At 69.1% G+C, this 14,339-nt stretch carries 12 protein-coding genes; 6 read left to right on the plus strand and 6 right to left on the minus strand.

Annotated elements, in window-relative coordinates:
• The first annotated feature begins 65 nt into the window (after window positions 1–65).
• From AB0H50_RS15930 to AB0H50_RS15940, 3 genes are all read left to right on the plus strand, one after another.
• Window positions 66–698 carry a MazG family protein gene (locus AB0H50_RS15930; protein WP_357453402.1) on the plus strand — a complete coding sequence of 211 codons (633 nt, stop codon included), beginning with the start codon at window positions 66–68 and terminating at the stop codon, window positions 696–698.
• Between the two features lie 433 nt (window positions 699–1,131).
• A complete protein-coding gene (locus tag AB0H50_RS15935; protein ID WP_357452344.1) occupies window positions 1,132–2,223 on the plus strand; it encodes a glycerol dehydrogenase in 1,092 nt (363 codons plus the stop codon).
• Window positions 2,224–2,826: 603 nt separating this feature from the next.
• Complete coding sequence (locus AB0H50_RS15940; protein ID WP_357452347.1) at window positions 2,827–3,780, plus strand: phosphodiesterase; 954 nt, start codon at window positions 2,827–2,829, stop codon at window positions 3,778–3,780.
• Here AB0H50_RS15940 and AB0H50_RS15945 read toward each other — a convergent pair.
• Window positions 3,728–5,212, minus strand: a complete 1,485-nt coding sequence (locus tag AB0H50_RS15945; RefSeq protein ID WP_357452349.1) for a stealth family protein — start codon at window positions 5,210–5,212, stop codon at window positions 3,728–3,730. The two genes, AB0H50_RS15940 and AB0H50_RS15945, sit on opposite strands and share 53 nt — an antisense overlap.
• Window positions 5,213–5,720: 508 nt before the next feature.
• On the opposite strand from AB0H50_RS15945, the gene AB0H50_RS15950 reads away from it, so the two are divergent.
• The 3 genes from AB0H50_RS15950 (at window position 5,721) to AB0H50_RS15960 (ending at window position 7,455) form a co-directional block, all read left to right on the plus strand.
• Window positions 5,721–6,176: a flavodoxin domain-containing protein gene (locus AB0H50_RS15950; RefSeq protein WP_357452351.1), complete on the plus strand. Its 456-nt coding sequence runs from the start codon at window positions 5,721–5,723 to the stop codon at window positions 6,174–6,176.
• A gap of 171 nt (window positions 6,177–6,347) precedes the next feature.
• Window positions 6,348–6,830, plus strand: a complete 483-nt coding sequence (locus tag AB0H50_RS15955; RefSeq protein WP_357452353.1) for a hypothetical protein — start codon at window positions 6,348–6,350, stop codon at window positions 6,828–6,830.
• A 49-nt stretch (window positions 6,831–6,879) separates the two neighbouring features.
• Window positions 6,880–7,455: a TerD family protein gene (locus tag AB0H50_RS15960; protein ID WP_357452355.1), complete on the plus strand. Its 576-nt coding sequence runs from the start codon at window positions 6,880–6,882 to the stop codon at window positions 7,453–7,455.
• 19 nt (window positions 7,456–7,474) lie between these two features.
• On the opposite strand, the gene AB0H50_RS15965 is transcribed toward AB0H50_RS15960, so the two are convergent.
• The 5 genes from AB0H50_RS15965 to AB0H50_RS15985 all read right to left on the minus strand — a co-directional run bounded on the left by AB0H50_RS15965 (window position 7,475) and on the right by AB0H50_RS15985 (window position 14,253).
• Window positions 7,475–8,878, minus strand: coding sequence for an MATE family efflux transporter (locus AB0H50_RS15965; protein ID WP_357452357.1), 1,404 nt, complete (start codon window positions 8,876–8,878; stop codon window positions 7,475–7,477).
• Window positions 8,875–9,906: a cysteine synthase family protein gene (locus AB0H50_RS15970; RefSeq protein ID WP_357452360.1), complete on the minus strand. Its 1,032-nt coding sequence runs from the start codon at window positions 9,904–9,906 to the stop codon at window positions 8,875–8,877. Before AB0H50_RS15970 ends, AB0H50_RS15965 begins: the two co-directional genes overlap by 4 nt.
• A gap of 105 nt (window positions 9,907–10,011) precedes the next feature.
• A complete protein-coding gene (locus AB0H50_RS15975; RefSeq protein ID WP_357452363.1) occupies window positions 10,012–12,126 on the minus strand; it encodes a Y4yA family PLP-dependent enzyme in 2,115 nt (704 codons plus the stop codon).
• The gene (locus tag AB0H50_RS15980; RefSeq protein WP_357452366.1) at window positions 12,117–13,127 is read right to left on the minus strand and encodes an ornithine cyclodeaminase family protein; all 1,011 of its coding nucleotides are present in this window, start codon (window positions 13,125–13,127) and stop codon (window positions 12,117–12,119) included. The genes AB0H50_RS15975 and AB0H50_RS15980 overlap by 10 nt, the downstream gene beginning before the upstream one ends.
• Entirely contained in the window at window positions 13,099–14,253 is a 1,155-nt protein-coding gene (locus AB0H50_RS15985; RefSeq protein WP_357452369.1) for a TauD/TfdA family dioxygenase, read from the minus strand. Before AB0H50_RS15985 ends, AB0H50_RS15980 begins: the two co-directional genes overlap by 29 nt.
• Window positions 14,254–14,339: the final 86 nt, after the last annotated feature.

Consider the following 14,339-nt stretch of genomic DNA (forward strand, 5'->3'; position numbering starts at 1 on the left):
GAGGTGCGCGGTCCGGGGCAGACGTAGCCCTGGTTGCCGCGGGTTTGGCGGGTGCCGTCGAGGTCATGGACCGGCTGTGGAACTTCGGTGGCTGGGAGGTCACCCAGACCCACGACTCCCTGCGGCCCTACCTGCTCGAGGAGACCTACGAACTCCTCGACGCCATTCAGCACACCGACGCCGAGACCATCAAGGAAGAACTCGGCGATCTGCTGCTCCAGGTGCTCTTCCACTCCCGAATTGCCGAAGCCGCAGGCGAATTCACCGTCGATGACGTGGCGGCCGCCCTGGTCGCCAAGCTCGTCAACCGCAGCCCGCACCTGATCGACTCCGGCATCGCGCCCGACGCCACCGTCGAAGAGAAGATCGCCGCCCAGGAGCGGGCCTGGGAAGAGCGCAAGTCCGCCGAGAAATCCCGCCGATCCTGCCTCGACGGCATCGCCATGGCTCAGCCCGCGCTCGCGCTCGCCGAGAAGATCATCGCCCGCAGCACCAAAGCCGGACTTCCGGACGACCTGATCCCACCCGACCTGCGTGTCGTCCACCTCGGTGGTCCCGACAGCGCCGAAGAACGCCTCCGCAAGGCCACCCTCTCCTTCGCCACCGCCATCCGCGCTGCCGAAGACGCCGCCGAGTCCGCCCGCGGCACCCGCGGCCAACTCGACTCGGCGGATTGGCGCCACCACTGGCCGCACTGACGAACGCGCGAATCGCTGGAATCGGCGGTTCGGGCGAATCCGACCGGTGGCATTGCCGCCGAGTCGGCCGCTCGATGCCCGGGTAGACGAACTCGACTGCCTGATGGGCTCCGGAAACCTGGATCTGCCAGGCGCCGTGAACTGGTACATGCCGGACCTGGCCGTTATTCCGACCCGCACGATCTCGGCTACGGCGAGGTGCACGGTCCTTACTCGTTCGGCACCGCCATCGCGTTGCCCGCGCCGTTCGATCTGAGGCTGGACACCATCGGGTTCTGAGGCCGCATCGCGGTCCACGGGCGGCGCCTCCGGGCGGGGGTGTGAATCGACGGTGCTCCGCGGGCGCGGGCGCGTAGCGTTGGTGGCAAGTCGATGGCGGACAGCTGGGGTGCGCTGGGGAATCGGTGCCCCTCGAGTTGGGAGGTGCCGGATGATGCTGAGTGTGTTCTCGTCGCCGGGGCACTATGTGCAGGGGCGCGATGCGACGACGGCGTTGGGGCAGGAGCTGCGCCGGCTGGGGATCAGGGGGCCGGTCTTGATCGTGGCGGGGAAGAGTGCGCGGCGGCTGCTCGCCGCGACGTGGGAGCGGTCCTTGGGTGCGGCGAGTATCGAGTATTCGGTGCATCCCTCGGGTGGAGAGTGCAGCAGGGCGGAGCTCACGCGGATCACCGAGGCCGTGCGGGCGAGCGGCAGCGCCGCGGTGCTCGGTGCCGGCGGCGGGAAGGTGATCGATTCGGCGCGGGCGGTGGCCGACGATCTCGGGCTGCCGATGGTCAGCTGTCCGACCACCGCCTCCAGCGATGCGCCGTGCAGCGCGCTCTCGGTGATCTACACGGAGGAAGGCGAATTCGAGGCGTACCAGCTGGTGCGTCGCAATCCCGCGCTGGTGCTGGTGGACACCTCGACCATCGCGCAAGCTCCCGCGCGGCTGCTCACGTCGGGCATGGGCGACGCGCTCGCCACCTGGTTCGAGGCGCGCACCTGCCTCGACGGGCACGTGCGCAATATGCGCGGCGGCGCGTCCACCCACGGCGCCGCGGCGCTCGCCGAATTGTGTTACCGCACTTTGCTCGCCGACGGTCAGCAGGCGTTGGCGGCGGTCCATACCCAGACCGTCACCCCGGCTCTCGAACGTATCGTCGAGGCCAACACCCTGCTGTCCGGGCTCGGATTCGAGTCCTCCGGCCTGGCGGCCGCGCACGCGGTGCACAACGGTCTCACCGCCGTTCCGCAGACCCACCCGTACCTGCACGGCGAGAAGGTCGCGTTCGGCGTGCTCACCCAGCTGGTGCTCGAAGGCGCACCCGACGACGAGATCGGCGCCGTCCTGGATTTCTGCGACCGCGTCAGCCTGCCGACCTCGCTGGCCGACCTCGGACTTGCCGACGCAGACCAGAAAACGCTGACCGCCATAGCAACCCGCGCCACCGCCCCCGGCGAGACGATCCACAACGAACCGTTCCCGGTGGACGCCGCGATGCTCCGCGACGCCCTGCGCGCCGCCGACTCACTCGGCGGCCGCTGACCTGATCCGCGCGCACGGTGAGTGCCGCAACGTTCGGTCCGACCGACGAGCGTTTGCGAAAGCTCGCTGCTCCGCGTGGCTCCGCAGGCAGACCGACCTGCGCGGGGCACCCCTCGGCGCGGGGATGTATCGCTAGGCGCGCCCGGAACTCACCGTTTGCGCCCGCAGACGCGCAGACAGACCGACCCGCGTGGGGTCAGCCGCTCCGGCGCGGGACGCAGCGTGCGATGTAACGCTCGGTGGGACGCATCGCTTCGGGCCGGACGCATCGCTTCGAGTGGGATGTGTCGTTCGGCGCGTGACGCGTCGCTCAGTGTTGGGTGAATCACTCGATGCCGGACGCATCGCCCCCTGTTGTACACACCGCCTCGCGCACCGATCCCGCGATCCCGCGCACCCTCAGAACCGGTCGAAACCCCGCTGGAACGCCGGTGTGCACCACTGGTCCGCGGCTGCGCGGAGAGGCGTCTCGTACACCGAAACCTCACCTTCCCGCAAGCTTGCCGTCACAGCTTGGCGGGAAAGCTGTCAGTAGAGGTTCGCTATCCTGGCGGGAACCCGAAGCCGATGGCGGGCCATCCGCCGGGAGGGACGTTCGGTCCGGTGCGCATCACCAGAGTCGCGGAGCATCCGCGACCGGATCACGTGTTGTTCCATTTCAGTGACACCCACCTCATCGCCGGTGACGGCGAGCTGTACGGGGATGTCGACGCCGAGCAGCGGTTGCGTAAGCTGCTCGGTCACGCCGCGGCCAGTCGCATCCGCCCGACAGCGCTGGTATTCACCGGCGACCTCGCCGACCGTGGCGAGCCGGCGGCGTACGAGAAGCTGCGCGCGCTGGTCGAGCCGTTCGCGCGGCACATCGGCGCGCCGGTGGTGTGGGTTATGGGCAATCACGACGATCGCGGTGTGCTGCGCCACATGCTGCTCGACGAGCCGCCATCGACCAAGCCGTTCGACCGCGTGCACATGATCGATGGACTGCGCATCATCGCCCTGGACACCTCGGTCCCCGGCTATCACCACGGCGAGATCTCCGACGAACAGCTGGCTTGGCTGCGCGACGTGCTGGCCGAGCCCGCGCCGTTCGGCACCATCCTGGCCATGCACCACCCGCCGGTGCCGTGCGTGATGGATCTGGCCGTCACGGTCGAGCTGCGCGACCAGCGCAGGCTCGCCGACGTGCTGGACGGCACCGATGTGCGCGCGATCCTCGCGGGTCACGTGCACTTCTCCACCTACGCGACGTTCGCCGGCATCCCGGTCTCCGTCGCCTCGTCCACCTGTTACACCCAGGATCTCGCCGTCGCGACGGGCGGCCTGCGCGGCCGCGACGGCGCGCAGGCCTTCAACTTCGTGCACGTCTACCCGGACACGGTGGTGCATTCGGTGGTGCCGATCGATGCGGGCGCGACCGTCGGCGAGCCCGCCACCCCGGAGGAGGCGGCGGCGAAGCTCGCCGAGGCGGGCATCGCCATCCCGCCTGCCGGTCGCATCCCGCACGTCATGCAGCGCCGGGAGCCGACTCCGGAAGTGGACGACGAGGCGGTGTACTGAACCGCTCCCACGGCGCCGGGACCGGGAACCAGTCCGCGAGGAACTCCGAAACTCGCTGCACCCGTTCGGATTCCGGTGCCTCGGGGAAGCTGCCGTCGTTGAGGCAGAAGAAGTCGACGTCCCGCCGCGCGGTCAGTTCGTCGAGCAGCGCGAGCCCGGCGCGAGTCGTGGTGTCGACGTAGCGCATTCGCCCGGTCTCTTGCGGCACCGCGCGCCCGGTCAGCAGCGCGTAGTAGTGGTACAGCGAGTTGGTGACGGAAATGTCGGTGGCCGAACGGAATCGGCTCGCCATGGTGCGGCCGAAGTCGGCGCCGAACTCCGCCTCCATCTCCAGCAGCACGCTGCGCCGCAGCGGCGCGGGCGTGTGCTCCAGGTGCCGGGTGATGACGTGCCCGAAGTGCTCGGCGAGCAGCGCCCGATTCACCCGCGCCGCGTTCTCGAAACCGCTGCGGCGCTCGTTGTTCCGGCCCGGCCCGATCCGCGTGTCCGCCTCGATGAACCGGCTGATGCCGCCGGGGGTGAAGAACATCGAGGGACGCACCGGCCTGGCGAAGAACATGTCGTCGTTCGAGTACAGGAAGTGCTCGCTGAGCCCCTCGATGTGCTGCAACTGCGATTCCACCGCGTGCGAGTTGAAGGTGGGCAGCGCCGCCGGGTCGCCGAAGTGGTCGCTCGCCCGCACCACCGTGACCTGGGGGTGTTCGTCGAGCCAGTCGGGCACCGCGGAATCGGTGGCGACGAAGATGCGCCGAATCCACGGCGCGTTCTTGTGCACCGAGCGCAGGGCGTATCGCAGTTCGTCGATCTGGCGGATTCTGGCGTCCGCGTCGTCGCCCTCGCCGACGACCACCTGCGCCATCAGTCCCGCGCGCCGAGCCCGGAATTCCGGATCCGTGCCGTCCACCCAGGAGAAGACGATGTCGATGTCGAAGCCGACATCGGTGACGTGCGGCGCGAACATGTCGGTCAGCGTCGGCCAGCCGCGGTCGAACAGCCTGACCTGGGTGAATTCCACGTCGGCCAGGTCGAAGACCGCGCGGGTCAGCGCGTTGGGGCGCGGGCATTCGACGGTGTCGCCGTGGTACTCCCACAGCTCGAGCTCGACGTGGTGTGCCGGATCGGCGTCGCGGCCCAACCGCAGAACGTGGTGGCCTGCTTCAGCGACGGCGAAGCCCGCGGCGCGCGCGGCATCCGTCACGCGTCGCACCATCGCGAGGTGCGCGGCGTCGGCGGCCAGGATCAACCGGTGCCCGCAGTCCCTGACCAGCAGGAACGGCACCTCCGCCGCGGCGAGCTGGCCGCGCAGGTAGCCGAGGTCGTCGATCATCGCCGCCGAGACCGCCAGATTGCCCGCCGCGATCGCGACGGTGTCGTATCCGATCCGGGCCGTGTTCGTCTCCCAGCCCCCTGGATTCACTGCCCCCATGTCCATGTTCGCCTCCCGTTTCGTCGTTCCGGCCATCGCCCGCGCTCGCACCGCACCGGGTATCGGCCGGTCCAGCAGACGCCGCATTCGTCGCCGCGGGACCCGCCCGGTGCGGTGCGGATTCAGAAATGGGGTGTGCTGCCGTAGTGCAGGAACGCGGTGATCCGCGGAAGTCCTGACGATCGGTACACCATCGTTCTCACCTCACTCACGGCCGGACGCGAGAAGCGTCATGGGGAAAGTGCTGACCGGAGCCACGGGAAATGTGAACCGGGCGCGGCCGGGAGCAGCACGCACGGCCGGACAGACGTCGGCCGGCTGCTTGGAGAACCCCTGCTGAACAGGGTCGTCACTGAATGATGCATCCGCGGCGAGCGTCCGTCAATCGGAAACCGCGCCGGTGTCCCGGACGCGGGGAGCGTCACAACCCGGCGTCGCAAATTAGGGTAGCCTTTCCAAAGAATGGCGAGAACTTCGGTGCACGCTGAAGCGGTGAGGGAAAGGAGCGGGCGCGGTGCGCGTAGTCATTCTGTTCGGGTCGGAGATGGGGACTTCGGAAGCCGCGGCCGAGTGCGTCGCGGACGAGCTGACCGGCGCGCACGATGTCTCGGTCTACGACATGGCCGACTTCGATGTCGACGATCTGGACGCCGCGGACTTCCACGTCGTCGTCTGCTCGACCTACGGCGACGGTGACCTGCCGACCGGCGCCGAGCCGTTCTTCGACGCACTCGACGCGCGCACGCCAGATCTGACCGGACTGCGATTCGCGGTGTTCGGCCTCGGCGATTCCGTCTACGGCGACACGTTCAACCGAGGCGGTGAGATCGCGGCCGAGAAGCTGACCGCCCGCGGTGCGGTCCAGGTCGGCGAGCACGCGCGCCACGACGCGTCCACCGAGGTCCGCGTCCGCGACATGGCGCGCGAATGGGCCCGGTCCCTGTCGATTCCCGAATTCGCTTCGGCCTGAACGATCCCCCCGTAGCACCGCCCGGGCGGACAAGTGTCACAGCGTCAGCGGGTGAGTAGCACAGCGTCAGCGAACAAGTGCCACAGCGCCAGCGCGCAAGTGTCCCAGCACCTTAGACTGCTATCAGCGCGACACAGCCCGTCGCGCGCGACGATCCATGAGGTGACGAAGATGGCAGCCGGAGCGAGCCCCGCGCAACATCGCGACCACTCGACCGATCATCCCGAGCTGGACGCGCTACCGGAATGGCCGCGGGACACGATCGCGGTGCTGGTGACCACAGACCCAGCGCCGCATGCGATTCCGGTGTCCTGGCCGGTGCGCGCCGGTGATCGGCGCATCCTGATCAGCCTGAAGTTCGACCGCGGTTCGCTGGCCAGACTGCGGGAACGTCCCGAGGTCGCGCTGCTGATCCTCGGCGGCGGCAATGTCGCGCTGTGCGCGCGCGGCACCGCGAAGGTGATCGCCGAACAGATGCCGGACGCCGAGGATTACGCCGCGGTGCAGATCGACGTCGCGGTGATCGACGACCACCGCCAGTCGGCGTTCGCGGTGGACAAGGGCATTCAGCGCACCGTGCTCGATGCGAGCGAATTGCACGCGTTGCAGGGCCGCGTGGAGACCCTGCGCGGCTGGTCCGACGACCAGAACTGAACCGGTACAACGAGAAAGGCGGCGCCCGCGCGCCGTACGGGAAGGGATCATGAGCGTCACACTCGCCAAAGGCGGAAACGTTTCGCTGTCCAAGCAGGCGCCGAACCTGACCAAGGTCGCGGTGGGACTCGGCTGGGACGTGCGCACCACCACCGGTGCGGATTACGACCTCGACGCGAGCGCACTGGCCACCGGCCCGAACCTGAAGGTGCTCTCCGATCAGCACTTCGTGTTCTACAACAATCTGCGTTCGCCGGAGGGCACCATCGAGCACACCGGTGACAACCTCACCGGTGAGGGCGAGGGCGACGACGAGGTGATCAACGTCGATCTCGCGGCGACGCCGCCGACGATCACCAACATCTTCTTCCCGGTGTCCATTCACGACGCCGACGCCCGCGGGCAGTCGTTCGGCCAGATCCGCAACGCCTTCATCCGCGTCGTCGACGCCAACACCGGCGCCGAACTGGCCCGCTACGACCTCACCGAGGACGCGTCCACCGAGACCGCCATGGTGTTCGGCGAGCTGTACCGGCACAGCGGCGAGTGGAAGTTCCGCGCCATCGGCCAGGGCTACGCGTCCGGTCTCGCTGGCATCGCCCGCGATTACGGCGTCAACCTCTGAAATCGGTCGGCCCCGGCGATCAGCCGGGGCTCGACAGGGTCTCCGGCAGGCGCCGCGGGTACGTGTGCGCCATGCCGTCGAGCAAAGCGAAGTACCGCCGCACCATGAGGACCGCGGTGGTGGCCAACCCTGCCGTCAGTCCCCACCAGACGCCCGCGGCGCCGAGGTGGAGCGGGAAAGCGAATAGCAGGGCGGTGGGCAGGCCGACGAGCCAGTAGCCGATCAGTGACAGCCGGAAGCCCGCGTTGGTCTCCTTCAGCCCGCGCAACAGCCCGGTGCCGATGTTCTGCGCGGCGTCGAAGAATTGCAGCACGATGCCGATGAGCAGCAGGGTGCGCGCGATCTCGATGGTCGCGGTGTCACCGGGCTCCAGGAAAGGCCGCAGCACCGCGTCCGGCGCGAGCACGTACACCGCGCCCGTGATCGCGGCGACGACCGCGGCGTACCGCAGCGCCAGCCAGGCGAGCGCCTTGGCGTGCTGGTATTCGTCGCGCGCGGTCGCGTGACTGACCAGGATGGACGCGCCGTGCGAAAGCCCGATCGCCACCTGGAAGACGATGTAGATGATCTGGTAGACGACGTTGTGGGCGGCCAGCGCGGCGGGGCCGATGCTGCCCATGACGAGCGCGAGCACCGAGAACATGCCCGCCTCCGACCCGTAGGTGAGCGCGATCGGAGTGCCTAGCTTCAGTTCGGAGACGACGGTCGAACGGTGGATCGGCCACGGCCGGATCGACAGCGTGGGACCCAGTCGCGGATCGTGGTGCACCATCGCCCAGAACACCCCGAAGGTGATCAGGAAGACCAGCGAGGTGGCCACGCCGATACCGGTGAGGCCGAGCGCGGGCAGCCCGGCCCAGCCGTGGATGAACGCAAGGGCCAGCGCCAGATTCAGCGCGACAGAGCCGAGCGTCACCAGCAACAGGGCCTGCGGACGTTGCATGCCGACGGTGTACTGCCGCAGCACCTGGAACCACAGGCAGGGCAGCAGCCCGGGAGCCAGCGCGACCATGAGCGGGCGCGCGTCGGCGAGCACACCGGCGTCCTGGCCGAGCCACTGCAACGACCAGCCGAGCCCGATCAGCACGGCGCCGCCGAGCAGGCCGGAGATCGTCGCGATGAGGAAACTCGACCGGACCACCTCGCGCACCTCGCGGTCGGCGGAATCGCCCCGCTTGTCCGCGGCGCTGACCGCCGAGGCGATCTGGTTGCCGGTGCCGGTGATCAACCCGACGCACATGGTGCGGATCTGGTTGAACAGCACGATCGCCAGGCCGCCCGCCGCGACCTGGCGCACCCCGAGCGTGCCCATCAGCGCGATATTGGTCGTGGACACCGCGATCTGAGCCAGCTGGGTCAGCGCGATCGGCGTCGCCAGCGCGGCGAGCCTGCGTCCGTCGGCGCGAAATTCGCCCAGGTTCACCGCGCCTCCACCAACTGCTTTCGGCGGGCGGGCGAGTAGCGGTCGAGCAGACCGAGCACCTCGCGCTCGGTGTCGCCGTCGAGCAGGTCGCGGTCGTTCATCCAGTCGTCGTCGAAAACGGTGTCCAGGTACTTCTCGCCGCCATCGCAGACGATGGTGACCACCGTCGAGCCAGGCGGGAACTCCTCGAGTCTGGTCAGCCCCGCGTACACCGAGCCGCCCGCCGAGCCGCCCAGCATCAGGCCGAGCTTTGCCGCGATGGCGCGGGCGGTGGCGAAGGCCGCCACATCGGACACCTTCACGCCCTCATCGAGCAGCGAGTAGTCGACGGCGGTGCCTATGGTGGCGCCCGGCGGTGTGCCGGTGCCGGATTGCCAGTACGGCCCGCCAGGCCCGCCGAAGGCGATGGAGCCCACCGGCTCGACACCGATCACGTAAGGCGGGCAGCCCAGCTGCCGCAGCCTGGTCGCGGTGCCGAACAGCGAACCGCCGGTTCCGACCGACGAGAGCAGGATGTCGACCCGATCGACGTCCTCCAGCAATTCCTCGGCCACCGCGTAGTAGCCGACCGCGTTGGCATCGTTGTTGTGCTGTTCGGTGAAGTAGGCGTCGGCCTGCGCCGCGGCCATCGCCTCGGCGAGGTCTTCTCGCGCCGAAGTGGCCAGGTTGTCGTCGCCCTCGTCGGCGACGTACACCAACTCCGCACCCATCGCTCGCATCGCGCGCAGCTTGTCCTTACATGCGTGGTGGTCGACCACGGCGGTGAAGCGATACCCGCGTTCGGCGGCAACTACCGCGAGGCCGAGCCCGGTGTTACCGGACGTGGATTCGATGATATGCCCGCCACTGGGCAGCAAACCGCGGCGCTCGGCGTCGAGCACCATCTCGCGGGCCATCCGGATCTTGGCCGCGCCCGTCGGATTGAACTGTTCGAGTTTCAGCAGTAGTCGGGTGCCGGTCGCGGTGGTGGCCAGTTCGAAGAGCGGGGTGCGACCGATCAGGTCCGTCACGCGCGTGACGACAGGCATGCGAGTCTCCTATCCATGGGCGATCCCGCCTCGGGTGTCGCCTGCCCCGCGCTGCTGATTCGCGGTGAGTGCGGGGCGATGCTGAGTTGTGGTCGTCGTTGTTGATTACCCGGCGTCGAGCGTCCAGCGCAGTCGATCTCCGTGACCGTCGAAGAGCACGACCTTCGGTGGTATCGGCAATTCGTGGAAGGCCGATTCGTTCGAATCCATTTGGTACCCGGCGGTGTTCGGATAGACGAGCAGATCGCCCTGCTCGGCCCGCCGCGGCAGCGGGACGCGCCGCCAGCTGAGCATGTCCGATTCCAGACAGCTGGCCGCGCCCACGCTGGTCGGCGTCGGTGCGCCCGAATGCCGCGCCGATTCGCGCTCTGGCCACAGCACCGGGTCGGGCAGGTACTCGCTGTCGAACCACTGCTCGGACAGGCTGAGGCTGGTGCCGTCCACGGTGAGCAGCTGGTACGGCTGTCCGTCCGCGTGCCTGGTCTTGCTGCCCTGCACGCGGAAGACGGTGCTGCCCGCGCGGTCGAGCAGGGCGCGGCCCGGTTCGACGGCCAGGCGAATGTCGTTGTCGCGCAGGCGCCGAGCCAGTTCGCCGTGGGCCAGGATCCCCGACAGCATGGCCGCTCCCGGCACCGGGAAGTGGTACGGGTAGTAGGAGCCGAACGATTTCCCGGCGTGGAACCAGGAGTGGTCGACGCCCTCGGTGAACTCCCGCCACGCCGCTTCCGGCACGTAGTCCACGCCGAATCCGCCGCCGATCGAGATGATCCGGGCCGGATGCCCGAGCTCGCGCGCCGCCGTGCAGCGGGCGATCAGGTCGGCGGCCTGCTCGGCGCGGGTGATCGCGTCGTAGCCGGGCAGGTGAAAGCTGAAGCCCTCCAGCTGAACTGGCTCCGGTCCGCGCGGTCCGGACGCGGCGATCACCGACTGCGCCCTGGCCAGCTCGTCGTCGGTCATCCCGAACCGGCTGGCCGAGCCCGCGGGCAGCACCCGCAGCAGCGCCCTTGCCGGGGCGGCCGCGGAGGTGATCGCGCCGAGGCGGTCGAGCTCGTCGAGGCTGTCCACCGCGATCAGCGCACCGTGGCGCACGGCGAGCCACAGCAGATCGTCCGACTTCGCGGGGCCGGTGACCATCAGTTCGCCGCCGCGCACACCGGCGGCCAGCGCGGCCGTCAGCTCGCCGACACTGGAGACGTCGATGCCCGCGCCGTTCTCCGCGCAGGCGCGCGCCACACACGCCGACTTGTTCGCCTTCTTGCCGTAGTAGACGACCCCGTCGACCCCCGCCCGCGTGAACGCGTCGCGGAATTCGCGGATGTTGTGCGCCACCCGAGCGGGATACATCAGGTGGAAAGGGCCGCCGATCGCGAACGCGATGTCGGCGAGCAGATGCGGGTCCGCCAGCACCCGCCGCTCCCACTCGTCGGTGTGCGCGGGCATGGGGGAGGCGGCGATGCTGGAGGTCCGGCCCGCCGGGTCCTCGATGATTTCTTCGATGAGCAGTTCGGCGACTTCCTCCACGAGAAGCTCGATGAAGACGTCGTCGGAATCGGTGTCGTCCCAGCCTGATTCGAGGTAGTCGTCTACGTCGTTCTCGTTTGCGATGTGCCCGTTGGTGGGATCGGTGTACGGCTCGGAGGACGCCGCCGCTTCGACCTGCGGTGGAACGGTGTGGTCGACGTCGAGTGCCTCCGGCTCGGTGTCCTCACTGAGGCCCGCCCACGGGCTGCCCTCCGTCGCTGGTTCGTCGAAATCGGAAGTCGGCAGCGCCCCACCGTCTTCGGGCGAAGGAGCTGCTGCGTGGAGCGACGGCGCGGCGGGGGCCGGTGGCGCAGGCACTAGCGGCGTCGCGTCGATCGTATGTAGTTCGTCGCCGAGCAGCGGCCGGTCCGCCTCGTGTGCTATCGGTTCGGCGTTGAGTCGCATCGGGTTCGTATCGGGCGTCGCCGGTTGGGCGTCGAGTGGCGGCGAGTCGGCATCGAACCGTGACGTGTCCGGCTCGAACGTCTCCGCGCCGGTGTCGAGCGGTGATCTCCCGGTCTCGTGCGCCGGCGAAGCGGTGGCGAGGGTGTCGGCGGTTTCGGATGCGGGATGTTCAGGCCCGGTTCGGCTCACGCGCGCACCGGCTTTCGTCTTCCGGGGCGCGGCGATGTCGAACAGCACCATGGCTGCCGGATCGGCGAGCTCCGGTTCGGGGTCGACGGCGGCCTCTAATCCCACAGGGGCACCTCCGTGCCGCGGCCCTCGGCGATGGCGCGTTCGGCGAGCGCGTGCGCGACGGCGACGTCGGTGAGCACAAGGCCGCTGTTGTAGACGAAGATCTTCTCCTCGTCCGAGCGGCGCGCCACGGCCCTGCGATTGAGGATCTGCGGCAGTTCGGCGTCGACGGTGCGCAGCGTGCCGTCCGGGCCGACCATGTCGGTGCCGGTGAGCTGCATCTGTTCTGCGCTCGTCGCCACCACCCGGTCGGCCTGCACCAGCGTCGACGGCGCGAGGCCGTAGCCGACCAGCACCGCGGTCGAGCCGGGCGCGAGATCCTCTGCCTCCAAGGCGACTTCGGTGCCGGGGCCGGCCGTCGCCAGCACCACGTCGGCGGCGGCCGCGGCGGCGCGCGGGTCGGCGACGGTCTCCAGCAGCGCCTGCGGATGGTGCTCGGCCAGGTGCCGGTGCACCGCGGCGAGGCCGTCCGGGTGGGTGCCGTACACCATCAGCTTGCGCAACTGCGGATTCGCGGCGAGCAGGTGCGGGAGCGCGTTGCGCCCCTGGGTGCCGGTGCCGATCAGCAGCACGCTCTCCGCCCCGCGGCGCATCGTCTCGCGCACCAGCAGCGCGGACACGGCCGGCGTGCGCAGCGCGCCGACCCGTGCGCAATCCATCATGGCGATGGGCGCGCCCGTGGCGTCGTCGTAGAGCGTGATGGTCGTGTAGTAGCGCTTGGTGCTGCGATCGTGGCCCGGATCGAACTTGTACGAGGTCTTCATGGCGACCACGCGGCGTCTGCCGTCGCGGCCGAGCATGGCATAGGCCACCGACCAGCCGTCCGGATTGGCAACGCTCAGCTTGCGCGGATTGTCCGAATCTCCCGCCGCGAACGCCAGATACGCGTCTTCGACCGCACGCACCACATCGCCCGGCGTGATGGGGACGTCGGCGAGGTCGCTACGGCTCAGCACGCGCAGCGGCGTGCTCCGATCACGAGTGTTCAACGGTTCCTCGTTCATCTGGTGTTGTGTCCCGCTCTGCATCCGCTCGGCCAGTTCCCATTCGGAACGGGGCGACTGTTCGCTGCCCGTAACCATTCTCGTCGGCCTCAGCGGTTCGGCGCCGACGTTCGGGCAGGCGGATGTTGACCCGCTTGAGCCAGCGGTCGGTGCCGTCGTAACGCGCGGTGAACGGTACCCGACCGTGCACGGCCACGTCATTGTCCACCAGCAATAGCTCGCCGGGCGCCAGCGCGGCGGTGTGGCACACCCGCTCGAGTTCCGCGGTGAGCCGGGCGTAGGCGTGCCTGAACTCGGCGTCGGCGGTGTCGAGCGGTGTGTAGGCCGGGTCATAGCGCAGTGTCGGATTCGTTGTGCCGGACAATGATTCGGCCGCGTCCCAGATCGTCGGCAGCGGTGGCGGGGTGAAGCGCTCGTGGCCGTCGCCGTAGGAGACGTCGGGCAAGATCGGCAGCGTGGGGGTGCTCAGCAGCCGGTACTCGTCGTCGGTCAGCTCGACCTGCCGGATCGAGGACACCGTGGTGCCCACCAGATCCGGATTGCGCAGGCAGGCCAGCATCAGCAGGTTCGCGCGGTCCGGGTGGAAGGCGTCTTCGGTGTGCGGGCTGAGCAGGGTCTTGCTGCTGGCTCCCGACTGCTCGTGCTCGTGGCCCGGCGTTGGCACGATGTTGTTGACCAAGCGTCCGTCCTGTTGGCCGTACCAGCCGAACGGCTCCCCCGCGCAGCGCGCCAGCAGCAGCATGACGACGTCGAGCTCGAATGAGTTGCCGCGCTTGGGATCACCGCTCCACCGGGCGGCTTCGCGCCAGCTCGGCGGCGTCGGCCCGAACTCGTCGTCGGTCAACGGCAGCCTGCTCACGATGGTCGCGCCCGTTGGTCCCGCGGGCGGGCGCACGGCCAGCCGCACCGCTTCGGGGAGTTCACCTGCGCGTTCCTCGATCGACGCGATGAGCGCCGGATCGGTCAGCGTCGGTGTCACGGGCGTCGCGCCGCGGAGGCTGCGGTGGACCGAGGTACATATCTCACGGGCGAGCTCGCGTACCGCTCGCCCGGCGTCCGGGGGCAGCTCACGTCGTTCGACATCCTGTGGGTGAAGCGTCTTACGTTCGGGGAGAACGCTTTTCACCGGGGATTCCCTTCTTCGCATCGGGTCGAAAAGCGGGTGGGGACGATTCGATCTGCGAAGCTAGTGCCTCGGACGCTGTTAAGCAA

The sequence above is a fragment of the Nocardia sp. NPDC050793 genome (assembly GCF_040654065.1).
Classification (GTDB): Bacteria; Actinomycetota; Actinomycetes; order Mycobacteriales; family Mycobacteriaceae; genus Nocardia.

Bases quoted from the DNA above. Each gene is read 5' to 3' on its own strand.
- AB0H50_RS15930 (WP_357453402.1), top strand. From the start codon at position 66: ATGGACCGGCTGTGGAACTTCGGTGGCTGGGAGGTCACCCAGACCCAC.
- AB0H50_RS15935 (WP_357452344.1), top strand. From the start codon at position 1,132: ATGCTGAGTGTGTTCTCGTCGCCGGGGCACTATGTGCAGGGGCGCGAT.
- AB0H50_RS15945 (WP_357452349.1), bottom strand. From the start codon at position 5,212: ATGGACATGGGGGCAGTGAATCCAGGGGGCTGGGAGACGAACACGGCC.
- AB0H50_RS15955 (WP_357452353.1), top strand. From the start codon at position 6,348: ATGGCAGCCGGAGCGAGCCCCGCGCAACATCGCGACCACTCGACCGAT.
- AB0H50_RS15960 (WP_357452355.1), top strand. From the start codon at position 6,880: ATGAGCGTCACACTCGCCAAAGGCGGAAACGTTTCGCTGTCCAAGCAG.
- AB0H50_RS15970 (WP_357452360.1), bottom strand. From the start codon at position 9,906: ATGCCTGTCGTCACGCGCGTGACGGACCTGATCGGTCGCACCCCGCTC.
- AB0H50_RS15980 (WP_357452366.1), bottom strand. From the start codon at position 13,127: ATGAACGAGGAACCGTTGAACACTCGTGATCGGAGCACGCCGCTGCGC.